We start from the raw sequence: 18,343 nt of genomic DNA, 5'->3' as shown, positions 1-18,343 counted from the left end.
TTGTGTTAATTTCACTTGTACTCCAAATCTATATTACTAATTAAGCAAGGAAGTGAATCCATTGGAATATGTCATCGAGATGTTGAATATTACAAAGAAGTTCGGCAATTTCTACGCAAATGACAATATTACTCTTCAACTTGGAAAAGGCGAAATTCATGCTTTACTAGGTGAAAATGGCGCAGGCAAATCTACATTGATGAACATATTATTCGGATTATACCAACCCGAAGAAGGCGAAATTAAGGTGAATGGAAAAACAGCCAATATTACGAATCCCAATGTTGCAAATGATCTCGGGATAGGAATGGTTCACCAGCATTTCATGCTTGTCGAGAATCTTACTGTCACAGAAAATATCATCTTAGGTAATGAGCCCAAAAAGATGGGGATTGTGAATATTAAAGATGCTGCAAAAGAAGTAGCTGAGATTTCAAAGCTCTATGGGCTAAACGTTGATCCATACGCTAAGATTGAAGATATTTCGGTCGGAATGCAACAACGTGTAGAAATTTTGAAAACGCTTTATCGTGGCGCTAACATTCTGATTTTTGACGAGCCTACAGCATCTTTAACACCGCAGGAAATCCAGGAATTAATTTCGATTATGAAAAAACTGATTACGGAAGGCAAGTCGATTATTCTTATTACACATAAATTGCAGGAAATAATGGATGTATCGGACCGGGTGACAGTTATTCGTAAAGGACAGGGCATTGGAACAGTCGTTACAGCTGAAACGAATCCGGAAGAGCTTGCGACACTCATGGTAGGTCGTCAAGTAACTTTCAAAACAGAAAAAGGCCCATCTTATCCAAAGGAAGAAATTTTGCATGTCGAAAATCTTGTTGTTGCTGACAACCGTGGCATCGAAAAAGTAAAAGGCTTGAATCTTTCCGTACGACGAGGTGAAATCGTCGGGCTTGCTGGCATTGATGGAAATGGACAATCCGAATTGATTGAAGCGATAACAGGATTGCGTAAACCCAAAAGTGGAAGTATATCCATCAATTCTAAAGATGTTACGGGCATGAAGCCAAGACAGATTACTCAAGCAGGACTCGGTCATATACCCCAGGATCGTCATAAGCATGGATTAGTTTTAGAGTTCTCTGTTGCCCACAACGCGGCTTTGCAAGAGTATTACCATGAACCTTATTCAAAAAATGGAATTATGAACTATAGTACTGTATCCGAATATGCGAAGAAGTTAATTGAGGAATATGATGTTAGAACTCAAGGTGAACACGAATTGGCTAGAGCATTGTCAGGCGGAAATCAGCAGAAACTAATCATTGGACGTGAAGTTTCACGTGACCCTGATTTACTTATAGCGGCTTTACCTACACGTGGGCTAGATGTCGGAGCTATTGAATTTATTCATAAGCGTCTTATTGAACAACGTGATAACGGAAAAGCGGTCTTCCTAATCTCATTTGAACTTGATGAAGTCATGAACGTCTCTGATCGAATTGCCGTCATTTATGATGGGAAAGTTGTTGATACAGTTATACCAGGTGAAACAACAGAGCAAGAACTAGGACTTCTAATGGCAGGTCATAACAAGAATGCTCGTGTAAAAGATAGGAAAGCAGGTGATGGTCGAGATGTCTAATAGAGTTATCAATTTATTGGTCCCGATCATTTCAATTATTCTCGGCCTAATTGTCGGTGCGATTGTCATGCTATTTAGCGGATACAATCCTGTCGAAGGATATATTGCATTGTGGAACGGGATTTTTGGCGACACTTATGCAATTGGTGAGACAATTCGCCAGATAAGCCCATACATTCTTGCGGGACTTGCAGTCGCGTTTGCATTCCGCACAGGGTTATTCAACATCGGTGTAGAAGGTCAATTGATAGTAGGATGGTTTGCAGCTGCTTATGTCGGTTCAGCGTTTACAATGCCAATGTACATTCACTTACCTTTGTCATTGCTTGCTGCTGCTGTAGCTGGAGCTCTATGGGGCCTAATTCCAGGCCTATTGAAAGCTAAGTTCCGTGTACATGAAGTTATTGTAACAATTATGATGAACTATATTGCATTGCATGTCGTAAATGCACTTATTAAAACGGTATCCGGCGGAGGCTTCAAAACGGACAAGATTCAACCGACAGCCTCTTTACGTTCCGATTTCCTATCCAATTTAACGGATTACTCAACGCTTCACTATGGCATATTTGTTGCACTCTCCATGGTAATTGTTATGTGGTTCATCCTAGAAAAAACGAAGACAGGATTTGAATTGAAATCCGTAGGTTTCAATGAAAACGCGTCTCAATATGCAGGAATGAATGTAAATAAAAACATCGTATTATCCATGGTTATTTCGGGTGCTTTCGCGGGACTCGGAGGCGCGATGGAAGCATTAGGTACTTTTGGAAATATGACTTCCCGCGGTGGTTTTACGGGTATCGGATTTGATGGTATTGCGGTTGCGTTATTAGGTGCAAACACTCCGCTTGGCGTCATTTTTGGAGCTTCTCTGTTTGGCTCGCTGAAATATGGTGCGAATAACATGCCGAACGCAGCGAATATCCCGCTTGAAATTGTATCAATTGTTATTGCACTTATCATTTTCTTTGTTGCCTCAGGCTATATTATCCGTGTCGCCTTGCAACGGATGAATAAGAAAAAGGAGGCGAAATGACATGAGCTTTTTAGAAGTTTTATATTTCATCGTGCCTACTTCAATCGCTTATGCCGCTCCTCTGATCTTTACTGCAATCGGCGGCGTTTTCTCTGAACGCTCAGGGGTCGTCAATATCGGTTTAGAAGGTCTTATGGTTATGGGGGCATTTATCGGAATTGTCTTCAACTTGGCGTATGCAGATGTCTTTGGCAGTTGGACTCCTTGGATTGCTCTCTTAGTCGCAATGGCTGTCTCGGCACTGTTCTCAATTATGCACGCCGTGGCATCCGTTTCATTCCGTGCGGATCAAGTAGTATCGGGTGTTGCCATCAACATGCTTGGTATAGCAATCGCATTGTTTTCCGTCAAAATGATTTATGGAAAAGGTCAAACCGATTTTATCCAAAAGAAGATACCAAGAATTAACATACCGTTTCTGCAAGACATTCCAGTAATTGGACCGATGTTCTTTAAATCCGTTTACGGAACATCCGTCTTGGCAATTGCGGTAGCACTTATCGCTTGGTTCGTCATTTATAAAACACCATTTGGTCTGCGTCTACGTTCAGTAGGGGAACACCCAATGGCTGCTGATACGATGGGAATCAGTGTAACAAAAATTCGATACACAGCTGTTATTATTTCAGGTGGTCTAGCTGGAATTGGAGGAGCGATTTACTCTCAGACGATGACAGGTGATTTCGGTCATGCGACGATTAATGGCCAAGGTTTCATGGCTTTGGCAGCAATGATCTTCGGGAAATGGCATCCGATTGGTGCGATGGCAGCCGCTTTATTCTTTGGTTTTGCCCAAACACTTGCAATCAGTGCAGGATCTATCGATATTGAGTTCATTCAAAAAATTCCAAGCGTGTACTTCCACATTCTTCCGTACGTTTTGACCATTCTTGCTCTTGCTGGATTCATTGGTAAAGCGAATGCTCCAAAGGCGAATGGTGAACCTTATATTAAAGGCAGTAGATAAATCATTATTAACCGTTTAAGCTTGCATGATGAGCTTAAACGGTTTTTTAAATTTTTATAGATCTTGGGAAAATGCGTTTTTTTTGCCATGTGTAAGTTGTGGAATGTATAGTGAAGAAAGGTATTCGTATAATAAGGAAAAAGAGGTGTCCACATGTTCACTAAAATTGAATTGAAAAAAGGTGTAAACTTATACATTCGTCAAACAGAGCAATTCAAGACAATTACGATGTCTTTCAGATGGACTGCTGAATTGGACGAGAAACATGCGGCGAACCGTACTGTCCTTTCTAATGTGATGCAAGATTCAAACGCGGATTATCCAAAACAGAGTGATTTAAGAAAAGCGATGGATGAGCTCTATGGATCTGTGTTCTATATGGATTCGGGAAAACGTGGGAATTCTCATATCCTTTCATTAAACATGGAATGTGTGAATGATGAGTATTTAACGACTGACGGTGTTTTTGATGAAGTGCTTAAGATGATTAGTACTGTACTTTTCCGTCCCAATGTAAAGGATGGGAGATTTGATGAAACGATTGTCAACCGTGAGAAACGGTCTGTCATTGAACGAATTCGTTCCGTCTATGATGACAAAGGGAGATACGCACAAAAGCGTATGTTGGAATTGATGAGACCTGATCATCCCGCTTCCATTTCATCAAACGGTACTGAGAAGGATGTAGAACAGATCACGGCAGAATCTCTAATGGAGACGTACGAAAAGATGTTAGCGGAAGATGCTGTTGATATCTATGTCGTTGGAGATATACAACAGGAGGAACTTGTAGAGAAGATCCGTTCCATGTTCAATTTCGCAGACCGTGCTATTTCAACAAAACAGTTTGAACTTCCACCTGTAGAAACGAAAGAATCGCAACAAGTATTTGAAAAGCAGGATATGAAACAAGGGAAATTACAAGTCGGATTTAACACACCAATCACCTTTTTTCATCCGGATTTTCCGAAGATGCAAGTAATGAATGGAGTGCTTGGTGGTTTTGCGCATAGTAAATTATTCATGAATGTCAGAGAGAAAGAAAGCATGGCCTATACGATAAACAGTATTTACAGTGCGAATTACGGCATCCTTTACGTTATGGCTGGAATTGATGCTCAACTGGAAGAGAAAGCGGTTAAAATGATCCAGGAACAGCTTAGCGCGATAAAAGAAGGCGATGTAACGGATATGGAAGTAGAACAGACAGTGGCGCTTCTCGCAAATAGCATTCGAAGTGCTTTTGACTCTGCAAGAGGTCAAATTGAATTATTTGACCAATATAAGCAATTAGATGAAGACTTTAATGCAGGCAAACTGATTGCCGAATGGAATGCGGTATCCATTGAAGACATCCAGCAAATGGCTTCGTCAATCCAATTGGAACTTATCTATTTGCTATCAGGAAGAGAGGCGTAAACAATGGAGAAAATCACATTTGATAATTTGCAGGAAACATTGTTCCATGAAAAACTGGATAATGGGCTTAATGTCTATATATTACCGAAACGCGGATTTTCAAAGACATATGTTACTTTCACTACAAAATATGGCTCAATCGACAATACATTTATTCCAAGAGGAAAAGATGAGTTTGTAACTGTGCCCGACGGTATTGCGCATTTTCTCGAGCATAAGATGTTTGACAAAGAAGATGGGGACGTTTTCCAAAAGTTCGGTGTGCTTGGTGCATCTGCGAATGCATTCACATCGTTTACACGAACATCCTATCTGTTTTCTACCACAGAGAATTTATACGAAAGCACAAAGGTTCTATTGGATTTTGTGCAAGAACCTTATTTTACGAAAGAGAAAACAGAAAAAGAAAAAGGAATCATTGCACAGGAAATTACGATGTATGATGACAATCCGGATTGGCGTAATTATTTTGGTACCATTCAATCGTTGTATTCGGAATTCCCGATTAATATTGATATTGCGGGCACTGTTGAAACGATTCAAGATATTACTGCCGAACATTTATATGAATGTTATGAAACGTTCTATCATCCATCCAATATGTCTGTGTTTGTCATTGGGGCAGTCGATCCCGATGAGATGATGGAATTCATCCGCAAGGACCAGGCAGGAAAAGATTTTTCAGAACCTGAAGAAATCGTCAGGAAATATCCAGATGAGCCCCTCGAAGCAAGTGAAAAAGATGTCGTTCTGGAAATGGATGTTTTAAGGCCGAAATTCAATTTTGGCATTAAGTGTACGAATGTGGATATCGAAGGGGAAGAAATGCTACGACAGGATCTTGCTGTCAATCTTTTGATGGATATTTTATTCGGTCGTACATCAGATTTCTATACGAATGCATATGCGGAACATTTGATTGATGAAACGTATAATTACGACTTTACGTTAGAAAAAGGTTTCGGTTTTGCAATGATTGGCTCTGATACGGAAAAACCTAAGGAATTAGAGGCTGCTATAACCAACTCATTACGTGCTCAACAATCGGATTGGAGTATTACGGAGGAAGACTTGGACCGGTCCCGCAAACGGAGAATCGGACAATTCATGCGGTCGTTGAATTCAATTGAATTTATCTCCAATCAGTTCACTCAATATAATTTTAATAACATGAATTTATTCGATGTCGTTCCCTCACTTGAAAAGATGACGATGAATGATCTGAAAGCTGCTTTCGCAATAATTATAAACGAAGAAAGTCATACAGCCATGACTATCATTCCTCCGACAACAAAGGCCTGACCATGAAATCTCGTGCAATCGTTTTAGGGGCATCAGGTGGAATTGGGCAAGCCATTTGCAGAAAACTCGCTGCAGATGGCTGGTCTTTATATTTACATTATAATGAGAATGCATATCAAGCGACGCAACTTCTCGATGAACTGTTAGCTGAATTTCCAAAACAGGACTTTCAAACCGTCCAATCGGATTTCAGCAAACCGGATGGCGGACATACACTTGCAAGTCTTACCGGCCACATTCAGGCTGTTATAGTGGCAAGCGGCCAATCGATGTTGAAACTGCTAAGTGATACATCCATAGAAGATATGGACGCTTTATGGCGTGTGCATTTGCAAAATCCCGCGTCATTCATCAGTCTTGTTTCACCCAGTTTAAGGAGCTTTTCCGTTTCATATATAGTGTTCATAAGCTCGATATGGGGTGAAACCGGTGCTGCTGGGGAAGTAATGTATTCGGCGATCAAAGGTGCTCAACAGGCTTTTGTTAAAGCATATGCCAAAGAAGCAGCCTATACAGGTACAAGGGTGAATGCGATTACTCCAGGCTGGATTGAAACGGTCATGAATGATGAATTGACTTTAGAAGATAAGCAGATGGTCGTCGAGCAAATCCCACTGCGTTCAACAGGAACCCCGACGGATGTAGCAGAACTTGTCGGTTTTCTATTGAGTGGAAAAGCCGATTATATGACTGGCGAAATATTGAAGCTTAACGGAGGTTGGCATATATAAAACAAGAAAAAAGGAGGATGTTTTCCCCCTTTTTCTTTTTCCTTTTCATAGGCTCAAGAATCCGCTATTATGGAACTAAGTTGCATCTTCTGCGTCCTGTATTTATGAATAGTTGTAAATATATAATTGAAATGGATTTTTCAATCGAAAAGAACCTATTCTTGCTGACTACTGGACAAAAGATGGAGGGATTGTTGAATGGGTGAATGGTATGTCGAATACGAAGTTCAAGTAAATAGGCCAGGGCTGCTCGGGGACATTGCTTCACTACTTGGAATGTTACGGGTCAATATTACAACAATCAACGGTGTTGATGGCGGTCATAGGGGTATGCTTGTGCGTACGGAAAACGATGATCAAATCAAACGTTTTGAATTGATCGCTTCCACAATGGAAACGATACAGGTGAAAAAGATACGAGAACCCAAATTACGAGATATTCTGGCTGTCCGTCATGGGCGCTATATTCAACGCGATCTAGATGATCGAAAGACATTCCGGTTTGTCCGCAGTGAGCTTGGGGTACTTGTAGATTTCATGGCGGAGCTTTTCAAGCAGGATGGCCATAAATTAATCGGAATCCGTGGTATGCCGCGTGTCGGGAAAACCGAATCTGTCGTGGCGGCAAGTGTTTGTGCGAACAAAAAATGGATATTCTTATCTTCGACGATGATTAAACAGACAGTTAGAAGCAATCTTGCAGGGGATGAATTCTCCAACGATAATATTTTTATCCTGGATGGTATTGTCACGCGGAAATCGGGTGACGAACGGCATATGCAACTCGTTCGCGAAATGATGAATATGCCAACGATTAAAGTAGTCGAGCATCCCGATATGTTTGTACAACACTCTGAATATGATGTCGAAGATTTTGATTACATCATCGAATTGCGTACAGATCCTGATGAAGAGATTACATATGAGATGATGGAGAGAAACTTAATGGACCCAAACTCTGGAACAATGGGTGGGTTTGGTATGTTCAACTTTTAATGAGGTAGGTGATACAATTGACCGGATTAGGTGATCGTCTTAAAGAGGCGAGAACAAGTAAGGGGTATTCATTGGATGATTTACAATCCATAACTAAAATTCAGAAACGATACCTTTCCGGTATTGAAAATGAAGATTACAGTATGATGCCTGGCTCTTTTTATGTGCGTGCGTTTATTAAACAATATTCTGAAGCTGTTGGCTTAGATGCGGATGAAATGCTTTCATTGTACAAAGAATCTGCAAAAGACAGCTCGCTTGAAGACGAATCGGCTCAGATTGTTCCGCCAATGAATAGGAGAAGCGGTCTGAAAAACAACAGCAGTTTGAATGAAGCGATTCCTAAAATAATAGTGGCATTATTTATCATCGTCATCATTGTTGTAGCATGGGTACTTTGGCAACAATCAGGCTCTTCCAATAAGAACTTGACCGATCTCGAACCGGAACAACCTTTAACTATGGATAACAATCAACCACCAAAAGGAACACCCGACGGGACAGAGGACGATACAGAAATCGGTGAAGAAGAACCTGAACCGGATCCTGAGCCTGTTGAAGAAGTGAAAGAACAAGTGCTGACTTTTGAAAATTCGAGCGGTGAGGATTCCACTTATACTTTGACAGATGCAGAGGAGTTTAAACTGAAGATTGTTATTGCAGGTGAAACGTGGATTGCAGTGACGGATGAAAATAGAAAAGAACGGACTGAAAAAGCTACAGTCTACAACGCAGGGGATTCGATGGAAATGGACGTCACTGATGCTCAATTTGTCCGAATCCGAGTGGGCAGAACACATAATACTGAAATCTATGTGAATGATGAAAAGCTTGAATATTCATCTGACAGAACTACACAGAACATCATTATTGAATACGAGAAATGAAAATAGTCATCTCTTAGGATGACTATTTTCATTCTGTTACATAATTAGCTACATAAGTACACAGTAGAGGAAAGGTGAACCCATTGAATTTACCGAATAAAATAACGGTATCCCGTATAATTCTCATTCCAATATTCATGCTTTTTATGATTGTCGATTTTGGATTCGGCAACTTTGAAATTGGAGGAACAATTCTTTCTATTGAACATATCATAGGGGCAGCTTTATTCATCATCGCTGCGGCGACCGACTGGTTTGATGGTCACCTTGCTAGAAAACATGGTCTTGTAACAAATATGGGGAAGTTTCTCGATCCTCTTGCGGATAAATTGCTTGTATCGGCTGCCTTGGTCATACTCGTGGAGCTTGGAAGTGCTGCTTCGTGGATTGTCATTATCATCATCAGCAGAGAATTTGCGGTGACAGGACTTCGTTTGATTCTTGCAGGCGGAGGCGAAGTCGTCGCTGCTAATCAACTTGGGAAAATCAAAACAGCTACTCAACTAGTCGCAATATCTTTTTTATTACTGAACAATGTCTTTTTTGAAGCGATTAACTTCCCTTTTGGAACAATCATGCTTTATATTGCATTGATTTTCACAATCTGGTCTGGTGCGGATTACTTCTATAAGAACAGAAGAGTCCTGCTTGACTCCATGTAAGGAGATGTCTTAATGAAGGCGGAAATTATTGCTGTCGGATCAGAACTACTATTAGGTCAAATTACGAATACAAACGCAAAATTCATATCTGCCCGACTTGCAGAAGTGGGTATAGATGTTCTTTATCAGACTGTGGTCGGTGACAATCCACTTCGTTTAAGAAAAACGATTGAAGTCGCCCAAAACAGAGTAGATCTGATCATTTTCACGGGTGGTCTCGGACCGACGAAAGACGACTTAACAAAAGAAACGATAGCAAACATTTTGCATACCGAACTCGAAAGTAATGCAGACGCATTAGATTCCATTGAAAAGTATTTTCAACGGACAGGAAGGACAATGACGGAAAACAATCGAAAACAGGCGCTTGTTCTTCTTGGTTCAAGTGTCCTTGTAAATCGTAATGGAATGGCTCCGGGAATGGCAGTTGAACAGGATGGATCTCATTACATCTTGTTGCCGGGTCCACCGCATGAGATGCAGCCGATGTTTGAAGATGAAGCAATTCCTTATCTTTTAGACAAACTAGGCAAGCGTGAAGTGATCGTATCCCGTGTTCTGAAATTTTATGGAATCGGTGAAGCCGAACTTGAGTTCAGGATACAAACTATACTGGCTGAACAGACAAATCCTACGGTAGCCCCTTTAGCTACATCTGAAGCGGTAACACTTCGTCTAACTGCGAAGGCGGAATCGATTGAGCAAGCAGAACAGCTTATTGGTCCGGTAGAGAAGCAGATTCGTAATCTCGTTGGCGAGTTCATTTATGGACTTGACGAAGATACTTTATCATCAAAGGCAGCTGAACTGTTGCGAGAGCGAAGACTTACGATTGCCGCTGCAGAAAGTCTGACTGCTGGTCTCTTCATGTCGGAACTTGCAAACGAACCGGGCATTAGTTCCTCCCTGATTGGTGGAATCGTCGTCTACAATGAAAAGACAAAAGTAGAGCAGTTAAACATTCCAATGGAGTTGCTCGAAGAATTTGGAGTTGTCAGTGGAGAATGCGCCTCAGCACTTGCGTCTCAAGTTAAGAGGAAATTCGCATCTGACATAGGGATTGGGTTAACCGGTGCCGCTGGACCGGATCCACATGACGGTGAACCGATGGGTACTGTCTGGGTCGGAATCTCTATTGGAAATGCACCAATAAAAACATTTAAATTACAATTATCAGGGTCAAGAAATGCCAACCGCAAACGCGCTGCGAATTTTGCACTCTATTACTTGATTTTAGAATTACAAAATGCAGATTTGCCTCCGATTCTCAATTAAAAAGCTAATTTATATACCCATTCTCAATTAAAAATGAATTTTGATAAAAATAATCGAATAAGCGTTCGATTTTTGTTTGAGTTTTTCTCGTAGAACGAGTATACTAGAAACAGGAAGATAAGAAAAACACCTTTTAAGGGAGGAATCGTTTTTGAGCGATCGTAAAGCAGCTTTAGACCAAGCTTTGAAACAAATAGAAAAACAATTCGGTAAAGGCTCCGTTATGAAATTGGGGGAAAAGACCGATCTTCAAATAGCTACTTCATCCACAGGATCACTTGCACTTGATGCTGCACTTGGAGTGGGCGGATATCCAAGAGGACGTGTCATTGAAATCTATGGCCCTGAAAGTTCGGGTAAGACGACGGTCGCGCTTCATGCAATCGCCGAAGTTCAGGCAGCAGGAGGACAAGCAGCATTCATCGACGCAGAGCACGCATTGGATCCAATCTATGCTCAGAAGCTTGGAGTAGATATCGATGAATTACTCCTCTCCCAACCGGATACAGGAGAGCAGGCACTTGAAATCGCAGAAGCGCTTGTCAGAAGTGGCGCAGTAGATATCGTCGTTATTGACTCAGTTGCAGCATTAGTACCTAAAGCTGAAATTGAAGGCGAAATGGGCGACTCACACGTCGGCTTGCAGGCACGACTAATGTCTCAGGCGCTTCGTAAACTATCCGGAGCCATTAACAAATCGAAAACCATTGCTGTCTTCATCAACCAAATCCGTGAAAAAGTCGGAGTCATGTTTGGTAACCCTGAAGTAACACCTGGTGGACGTGCATTGAAGTTCTATTCTTCCGTGCGTCTCGAAGTCCGTCGCGGTGAAGCGATTAAACAGGGAAATGACATCATGGGTAACAAAACAAGAATTCGTGTCGTGAAAAACAAAGTGGCACCTCCATTCCGTACAGCTGAAGTGGATATCATGTATGGTGAAGGGATCTCAAGGGAAGGCGAAATCGTCGACCTTGGAGCGGAACTTGAAATTGTTCAAAAGAGCGGAGCATGGTACTCGTACGAAGGTGAACGTATGGGGCAAGGCCGTGAAAATGCTAAGCAGTTCCTAAAGGAAAATACTGATATCCGTGCTGAAATTGCCAACAAAATCAGAGACTCATATGGAATGGCGAGCGCCAACTATGTGATCGCAGCCCATAAAGAAGAGGACGAAGAAGAACTCGAACTGTTCGCAGAAGACGAAAAGAAATAATCGAAAATCCGGGTGCCCATCAATGGCAGCCGGATTTTTTGTTTGGTTAATAGATCATGGAATATTCACTTCTTATCTATCCACTCTTCTAATTAAACATTAATCTTGGTGTCGTTTAAAAAAGTAAACGGTCAACGGTACCAATCGATGGTCTTAAAGATATTCGTTATAAAGATTCTTTTCTTCGTTCATATATAAAGATATAACCTCATTGAGTAGTAAATCGTTATAAAGATCGAATGGGAATTAGAATACTCAGACTTGTCCATCTAAATGACTATAATCCCGCTTGAACACTTATGAATCCTTGACATGGCAAATTATCATAGATACAATTAGAATTGTATAATTTCACACCAATGAAATCACTATGGCAGTATGTTGAAGGTTGATATACGGGCCGACTGAAAACGAAAATAATAGCTGGAGGAGGTGACCTGGATGCAACCAGTAATCACAATCATCATCTCCGCTTTGATCGGTCTGTTCGTCGGTGCAGTTGTTATCTATTTAGTTATCAAAAAAGTGAATGATTCAAAAGTGACGGGTGCTAAAAGCTCTGCAGAACAAATCGTTGAAGAAGCGAAACGTGAAGCAGAAGCTATGAAAAAAGAAGCACTGCTAGAAGCGAAGGATGAAAATCACAAACTGAGAATTGAAGCGGAATCGGAAGTCCGTGAGAGAAGGGCGGAACTGCAAAAACAGGAAAACCGTCTTTTACAACGGGAAGAAAATCTTGACCGCAAGGATGATGCTCTCAATAAACGAGAAGCGGGACTGGAGCGCAAAGATGATGCGATTGCCAGTAAACAACAGCATATTGAACAGATGGAACGCAAGGCGGAAGATCTAGTTGCTGTGCAACAGACCGAACTGGAAAGAATTTCAGCACTTACAAGGGACGAAGCTAAACGTGTCATCCTGGACGAAGTTGAAAATGAGCTTTCCACTGATATCGCGGTCATGACGAAAGAATCGGAACAGCGTGCGAAAGAGGAATCCGAAAAGAAAGCACGGGAAATCCTTTCACTTGCATTGCAACGTTTTGCAGCAGATCATGTTGCGGAAACAACTGTTTCTGTCGTTAACTTACCAAACGATGAGATGAAAGGTCGGATCATCGGAAGAGAAGGACGAAACATCAGAACATTGGAGACACTTACGGGAATCGATCTAATTATCGACGATACACCTGAAGCTGTTATCCTATCTGGTTTCGATCCGGTCCGAAGAGAAACAGCGCGTCTTGCTCTTGAGAAACTCGTGCAAGATGGCAGAATTCACCCGGCGAGGATTGAAGAAATGGTCGATAAGTCCAGACGTGAAGTGGATGAGCTTATTCGCGAAAAAGGAGAACAGACTACATTTGATGTAGGTGTTCATAATCTGCATCCTGATCTGATCAAAATCCTGGGTAGATTGCATTTCCGTACAAGCTATGGTCAAAACGTCCTTAAACACTCTGTTGAAGTCGCTTATTTAGCAGGTCTTCTAGCTGCAGAATTGGGAGAAGATGTGACGCTGGCTAGACGTGCTGGATTATTGCACGATATCGGTAAAGCTATTGACCACGAAGTCGAAGGAAGTCACGTGCAAATCGGAGTCGAGTTGGCTACGAAGTACAAAGAACACCCTGTCGTCATCAACAGTATCGCTTCCCATCATGGTGACGAAGAAGCTACATCTGTTATAGCTGTTCTTGTAGCAGCAGCCGATGCGCTTTCTGCAGCACGACCGGGTGCCCGAAGCGAAACGCTTGAAAACTACATCCGTAGACTGCAGAAGTTGGAAGAAATCTCAGAATCCTATGATGGTGTTGAGAAATCATTCGCCATTCAAGCAGGTCGCGAAGTACGGATCATTGTCCGACCAGACCAAATTGATGATATAACAGCGCATCGTTTGGCCAGGGACATCCGTAAACGAATCGAAGAGGAACTCGATTACCCGGGTCACATCAAAGTGACCGTAATAAGAGAGACTCGTGCAGTCGAATACGCAAAATGATGATAGAGACTCCTGTCCGAGTATGGTGCAGGAGTCTTTTCATTTCAACTATGATAAGTTTGATTCAGTGCTAAATAGAAAGAGGTAACAACAATGAAAATTTTATTTATCGGCGATATCGTTGGATCAATCGGAAGGGATATGGTCTTTGATCATATTTCACGGTTAAAGAGAAAATATGAAGCAGATGTCATTATCGCAAATGGTGAAAATGCAGCAGCTGGAAGAGGTATTACAAAAGTAATTTTTGATGACCTATTGCGTTCTGGCGTGGATATTGTCACAATGGGCAACCACACGTGGGATCAAAAAGAAATCTATGATTTCATAGACGATACCGATTACCTGATTAGACCCGCCAACTTTTCTGATGAAGCACCCGGAAGAGGTATGACAACGATTTCAAAAAATGGAGTCACGTTATCAGTCATCAACCTGCATGGCAGAACGTTCCTACCGCCACATGACGATCCCTTCAAGAAAGCAGATGAATTGGTCGCAGAAGCGAAAGAGCTTTCGCCCCTCATCTTTGTCGATTTCCACGCGGAAGCGACGAGTGAGAAAATTGCAATGGGTTGGCATCTCAATGGGAAAGCATCTGTCGTTGTCGGAACCCATACACATGTTCAGACAGCTGATGACCGCATCTTACCAGGAGGCACTGCTTACTTGACTGATGCAGGTATGACAGGACCTTATGATGAAATACTAGGTATGAAAAAGGAAGACGTACTCTATCGTTTCCAGACGAACTTGCCAGTCCGATTTGAAGTGCCTAAACAAGGTAGGGGTCAATTGAGCGGCCTATTTGTGGAACTGAATGATCAAACTGGAAAAGCAATGTCAATTGAAAGAATCCTTATCAATGAAGATCATCCATTCCAATCCTGAAGTTGAGTCTAATCAGCCTCTTTCATTCATAAGATGACGTATGGATAAACAAATTCCATAGACATCGTGAAAACAAGGAGGAAACATGGTGAGTCCATTGAAAGTATCATCCCGCTCTAATCCGAATTCCGTCGCAGGAGCACTCGTAGCGGTCATCAGAGATCAAGGGTATGCCGAAATGCAGGCAGTCGGTGCAGGAGCGCTCAATCAAGCGATCAAAGCCGTGGCGATAGCACGCGGTTTCGTGGCGCCAAGTGGAAACGATCTAGTTTGTGCGCCGGCATTCACTGATATTGAAATTAATGGTGAAGGAAGAACAGCTTTGAAGCTATTGGTGGAAAAACGGCCAAACAGATAAATACATCCGGATGACGTTTTCTAGTCGTCTTGTGCAATAAGGATACAGACAGATGAGACCACGGAGAAAAATTCCGTGGTCTTTTACTAATCCTCGAAAAGTCTCGAGTCCACCTATTTGTCACATTCAGTTTACACAGGTATACGTAAAGAAGCCGGCACTTCAAACTGTCAACAACTTCATGTATAATGAATTGCGAGTATGTTCTATTCACACCCGGTTACGAGAAAGGGGAAGTCTTATATGAATGAAGAACAGCGCCTGCAAGCAGGAGTCATAAAATCAAGTACAGAAAAACTGCATCCGTCTGTCGAAAAAGATTACAGTAAATACTTTGAAACTGTCTACACGCCACCTTCTTTGAAAGAAGCAAAGAGACGTGGTAAAGAAAAGATTGAGTATCATAACGATTACCAGATTGAAGACCGCTTTCTTGGCATGGGTACTAATCGTAAGTTTCATATCCGTACATATGGCTGTCAAATGAATGAACATGACACCGAAGTGATTGCTGGAATTTTAACCAGTTTAGGATATGAATCGACGGACAACGTCAAAGAAGCAAATGTAATTTTGATGAATACATGTGCAATCCGTGAAAACGCCGAGAACAGAGTTTTTGGTGAACTCGGACATTTGAAGCCATTGAAACTTGAAAATCCGGATCTACTTATCGGTGTGTGCGGCTGTATGTCCCAGGAAGAATCAGTCGTCAACAAAATATTGAAAACGTATGACCAGGTAGATATGATTTTTGGTACGCACAACATCCACAGACTTCCGAACATTTTACATGAGGCATATATGTCCAAAGAGATGGTGATCGAAGTCTGGTCAAAAGAAGGCGATATCATTGAAAACCTTCCAAAAGTCAGACACGGCAACATCAAAGCTTGGGTGAACATTATGTATGGCTGTGATAAGTTCTGTACGTATTGCATAGTGCCATATACAAGGGGAAAAGAGCGCAGCAGACGTCCTGAAGACATCATTCAAGAAGTTCGGCATCTTGCGGCAAGTGGCTATAAGGAAATAATGTTGCTCGGTCAAAACGTCAATGCTTACGGAAAAGACTTCGAAGATCTTGACTACCGTCTAGGAGACTTAATGGATGATTTACGGACAATAGATATTCCTAGGATTCGCTTTACAACAAGTCATCCAAGGGATTTTGACGATCACCTTATTGAAGTACTTGCAAAGGGCGGCAATCTGTTGGATCATATCCACTTGCCAGTTCAGTCGGGATCTTCGGAAATTCTGAAAATCATGGCTCGTAAGTATTCGAGGGAACATTTCCTTGAACTAGTTAATAAGATTAAAACCGCCATACCAACCGTTACATTGACGACGGATATTATCGTTGGATTCCCTAATGAAACGGATGAGCAATTTGAGGAAACACTCTCTTTATATAAAGAAGTTGGATTTGAAATGGCCTATACGTATATTTATTCGCCAAGGGAAGGTACACCTGCCGCGAAGATGGTCGACAACATACCGATGGAAGTGAAAAAAGAGCGGCTCCAACGATTGAACAAGCTTGTCAACGAAATGTCAGCAGAAGCGATGAAACCATATAAAGGAAAAACTGTTAAAGTGCTTGTAGAAGGTGAAAGTAAGCGAAACCCTGAAGTTTTAGCAGGCTATACGGAAAAAAGTAAATTGGTCAATTTCAAAGCACCACGGGAAATGATCGGGAAAATTGTCAATGTGAAAATAATCGACACAAAATCATGGTCGCTTGATGGCGAATTCATAGAGGTCGTAGAAGAGGAAAAGGTGATGTCATAATGGAAAAGATTTATACAAAAGAAGAAATAATTGAAAAGGCAAAAGAAATTGCGCATATGATTGCAAACACGGAACAAGTTGAATTTTTCAAAAGAGCAGAAGCACAAATCAACGAAAATCAAAAAGTCCGTGAAAAAATCTCCAGCCTAAAATCTTTGCAAACACAAGCTGTAAACTTCCAAGCGTACGAAAAAGCGAGAGCTCTTTCAATTATTGAAGGAAAGATTGAGAAAATCCAGGAAGAGATTGATGAAGTTCCTATCGTCCAGGAGTTTAAGCAATCACAAGTCGATGTCAATGGCCTTCTTCAGTTAGTCAGTAATACAATCGCCAATAGTGTAACAGATGAAATCATTGAATCGACGGGCGGAGATGTACTTAGAGGAGAAACAGGTTCAAAAGTGCAAAGCACACAACATAAACCATTATCATAATGAAAAATCGGTGAGGAGAAATTCCTTGCCGATTTTTTTCACTTTCTGGGCTCTTGATGCATAGGATAAGTAGAAGTCAATGAAGGAGGAAATGAACTGAAGAATTTACGGCAAATTGTAACAAAGGCAGTCATTGCTAAAGGTAAAAAACGGACGGAATCTACTATTTCACTGAAGCCACCCAATAATCCATCAAGTATTTTAGGGTGTTGGGTCATTAACCACACGCACCAAGCCAAAAAGGTAGGCCATTACATTGAAGTGACAGGAAAGTTTGATGTGAATGTGTGGTATTCGCATCATGATCATTCCAAGACGTCTGTGTTCTCTGAATCTGTACCTTATAAGGATCGCATCAGACTCAGTTACCGTGACGAGCCGACATCCGGTCAAGAAGAAATCCTCGTCAGTGTTGTGCAACACCCGAATTGTACGGAAGCACTCATCTCAGATTGCGGAGAGAAATTCGTCATCAAAGTTGAAAGGGAGCTTGTCGCGGAAGTTGTTGGTGAAACGAAAGTGTGCATCACTGTACACCCTCATCAGTTTGAAGAAGAGTGGTCATTCAAAGATGAATCATCAACGCATCAGGCCGAAGCAGATGGACCGAAATTAGATGATCGAAAAGGGAAGGATTCAAATCCGTTTTAAAGCCGGCAGCTATGTCCGGCTTTTTTTTATCGTTATCGGATAAATAACGCCCCTTTGTTTCTTTGAAAGACGATGTTTTGCTATACTAAAAGAAAAAGA

Annotated in this window: 17 protein-coding genes; all 17 read left to right on the top strand. The window is 41.5% G+C overall.

Annotated features, from left to right (window positions below):
- Positions 1–61 precede the first annotated feature (61 nt).
- The 17 genes from QWT69_RS08835 (at position 62) to cotE (ending at position 18,244) form a co-directional block, all read left to right on the top strand.
- Positions 62–1,615, top strand: coding sequence for an ABC transporter ATP-binding protein (locus tag QWT69_RS08835; protein WP_317964864.1), 1,554 nt, complete (start codon positions 62–64; stop codon positions 1,613–1,615).
- Complete coding sequence (locus tag QWT69_RS08830; RefSeq protein WP_317964862.1) at positions 1,608–2,654, top strand: ABC transporter permease; 1,047 nt, start codon at positions 1,608–1,610, stop codon at positions 2,652–2,654. Before QWT69_RS08835 ends, QWT69_RS08830 begins: the two co-directional genes overlap by 8 nt.
- 1 nt (position 2,655) lies before the next feature.
- Positions 2,656–3,621: an ABC transporter permease gene (locus tag QWT69_RS08825; protein WP_317964860.1), complete on the top strand. Its 966-nt coding sequence runs from the start codon at positions 2,656–2,658 to the stop codon at positions 3,619–3,621.
- Between the two features lie 153 nt (positions 3,622–3,774).
- A complete protein-coding gene (yfmF, locus tag QWT69_RS08820) occupies positions 3,775–5,040 on the top strand; it encodes an EF-P 5-aminopentanol modification-associated protein YfmF (protein WP_317964858.1) in 1,266 nt (421 codons plus the stop codon).
- Positions 5,041–5,043: 3 nt separating this feature from the next.
- Complete coding sequence (gene yfmH, locus QWT69_RS08815) at positions 5,044–6,342, top strand: EF-P 5-aminopentanol modification-associated protein YfmH (protein ID WP_317964856.1); 1,299 nt, start codon at positions 5,044–5,046, stop codon at positions 6,340–6,342.
- Between the two features lie 2 nt (positions 6,343–6,344).
- Positions 6,345–7,073 (top strand): elongation factor P 5-aminopentanone reductase, encoded by a 729-nt coding sequence (gene ymfI, locus QWT69_RS08810; protein ID WP_317964854.1) that lies wholly within the window; start codon positions 6,345–6,347, stop codon positions 7,071–7,073.
- A 198-nt stretch (positions 7,074–7,271) separates the two neighbouring features.
- Positions 7,272–8,069, top strand: a complete 798-nt coding sequence (locus QWT69_RS08805) for a DUF3388 domain-containing protein (RefSeq protein WP_317964852.1) — start codon at positions 7,272–7,274, stop codon at positions 8,067–8,069.
- Positions 8,070–8,140: 71 nt separating this feature from the next.
- Positions 8,141–8,956, top strand: coding sequence for a helix-turn-helix domain-containing protein (locus tag QWT69_RS08800; protein WP_317964850.1), 816 nt, complete (start codon positions 8,141–8,143; stop codon positions 8,954–8,956).
- 83 nt (positions 8,957–9,039) lie between these two features.
- A complete protein-coding gene (gene pgsA, locus QWT69_RS08795; protein ID WP_317964848.1) occupies positions 9,040–9,618 on the top strand; it encodes a CDP-diacylglycerol--glycerol-3-phosphate 3-phosphatidyltransferase in 579 nt (192 codons plus the stop codon).
- Between the two features lie 12 nt (positions 9,619–9,630).
- Entirely contained in the window at positions 9,631–10,893 is a 1,263-nt protein-coding gene (locus QWT69_RS08790; RefSeq protein WP_317964846.1) for a competence/damage-inducible protein A, read from the top strand.
- 151 nt (positions 10,894–11,044) lie between these two features.
- Positions 11,045–12,109 carry a recombinase RecA gene (recA, locus tag QWT69_RS08785; RefSeq protein ID WP_317964844.1) on the top strand — a complete coding sequence of 355 codons (1,065 nt, stop codon included), beginning with the start codon at positions 11,045–11,047 and terminating at the stop codon, positions 12,107–12,109.
- Between the two features lie 441 nt (positions 12,110–12,550).
- Entirely contained in the window at positions 12,551–14,116 is a 1,566-nt protein-coding gene (gene rny, locus QWT69_RS08780) for a ribonuclease Y (protein ID WP_317964842.1), read from the top strand.
- Positions 14,117–14,209: 93 nt separating this feature from the next.
- Entirely contained in the window at positions 14,210–15,007 is a 798-nt protein-coding gene (locus QWT69_RS08775; protein ID WP_317964840.1) for a TIGR00282 family metallophosphoesterase, read from the top strand.
- An 88-nt stretch (positions 15,008–15,095) separates the two neighbouring features.
- Positions 15,096–15,365, top strand: coding sequence for a stage V sporulation protein S (locus QWT69_RS08770; protein ID WP_317970999.1), 270 nt, complete (start codon positions 15,096–15,098; stop codon positions 15,363–15,365).
- A 243-nt stretch (positions 15,366–15,608) separates the two neighbouring features.
- A complete protein-coding gene (gene miaB, locus QWT69_RS08765) occupies positions 15,609–17,159 on the top strand; it encodes a tRNA (N6-isopentenyl adenosine(37)-C2)-methylthiotransferase MiaB (protein WP_317964838.1) in 1,551 nt (516 codons plus the stop codon).
- Complete coding sequence (locus QWT69_RS08760; RefSeq protein ID WP_317964836.1) at positions 17,159–17,593, top strand: YlbF/YmcA family competence regulator; 435 nt, start codon at positions 17,159–17,161, stop codon at positions 17,591–17,593. The genes miaB and QWT69_RS08760 overlap by 1 nt, the downstream gene beginning before the upstream one ends.
- Positions 17,594–17,689: 96 nt before the next feature.
- Positions 17,690–18,244, top strand: coding sequence for an outer spore coat protein CotE (gene cotE, locus QWT69_RS08755; RefSeq protein ID WP_317970997.1), 555 nt, complete (start codon positions 17,690–17,692; stop codon positions 18,242–18,244).
- The last annotated feature ends 99 nt before the right edge of the window (positions 18,245–18,343 follow it).

The organism is Sporosarcina oncorhynchi, assembly GCF_033304615.1.
GTDB lineage: Bacteria > Bacillota > Bacilli > Bacillales_A > Planococcaceae > Sporosarcina > Sporosarcina oncorhynchi.
This window is presented reverse-complemented; position numbering and strand designations above follow the sequence as displayed.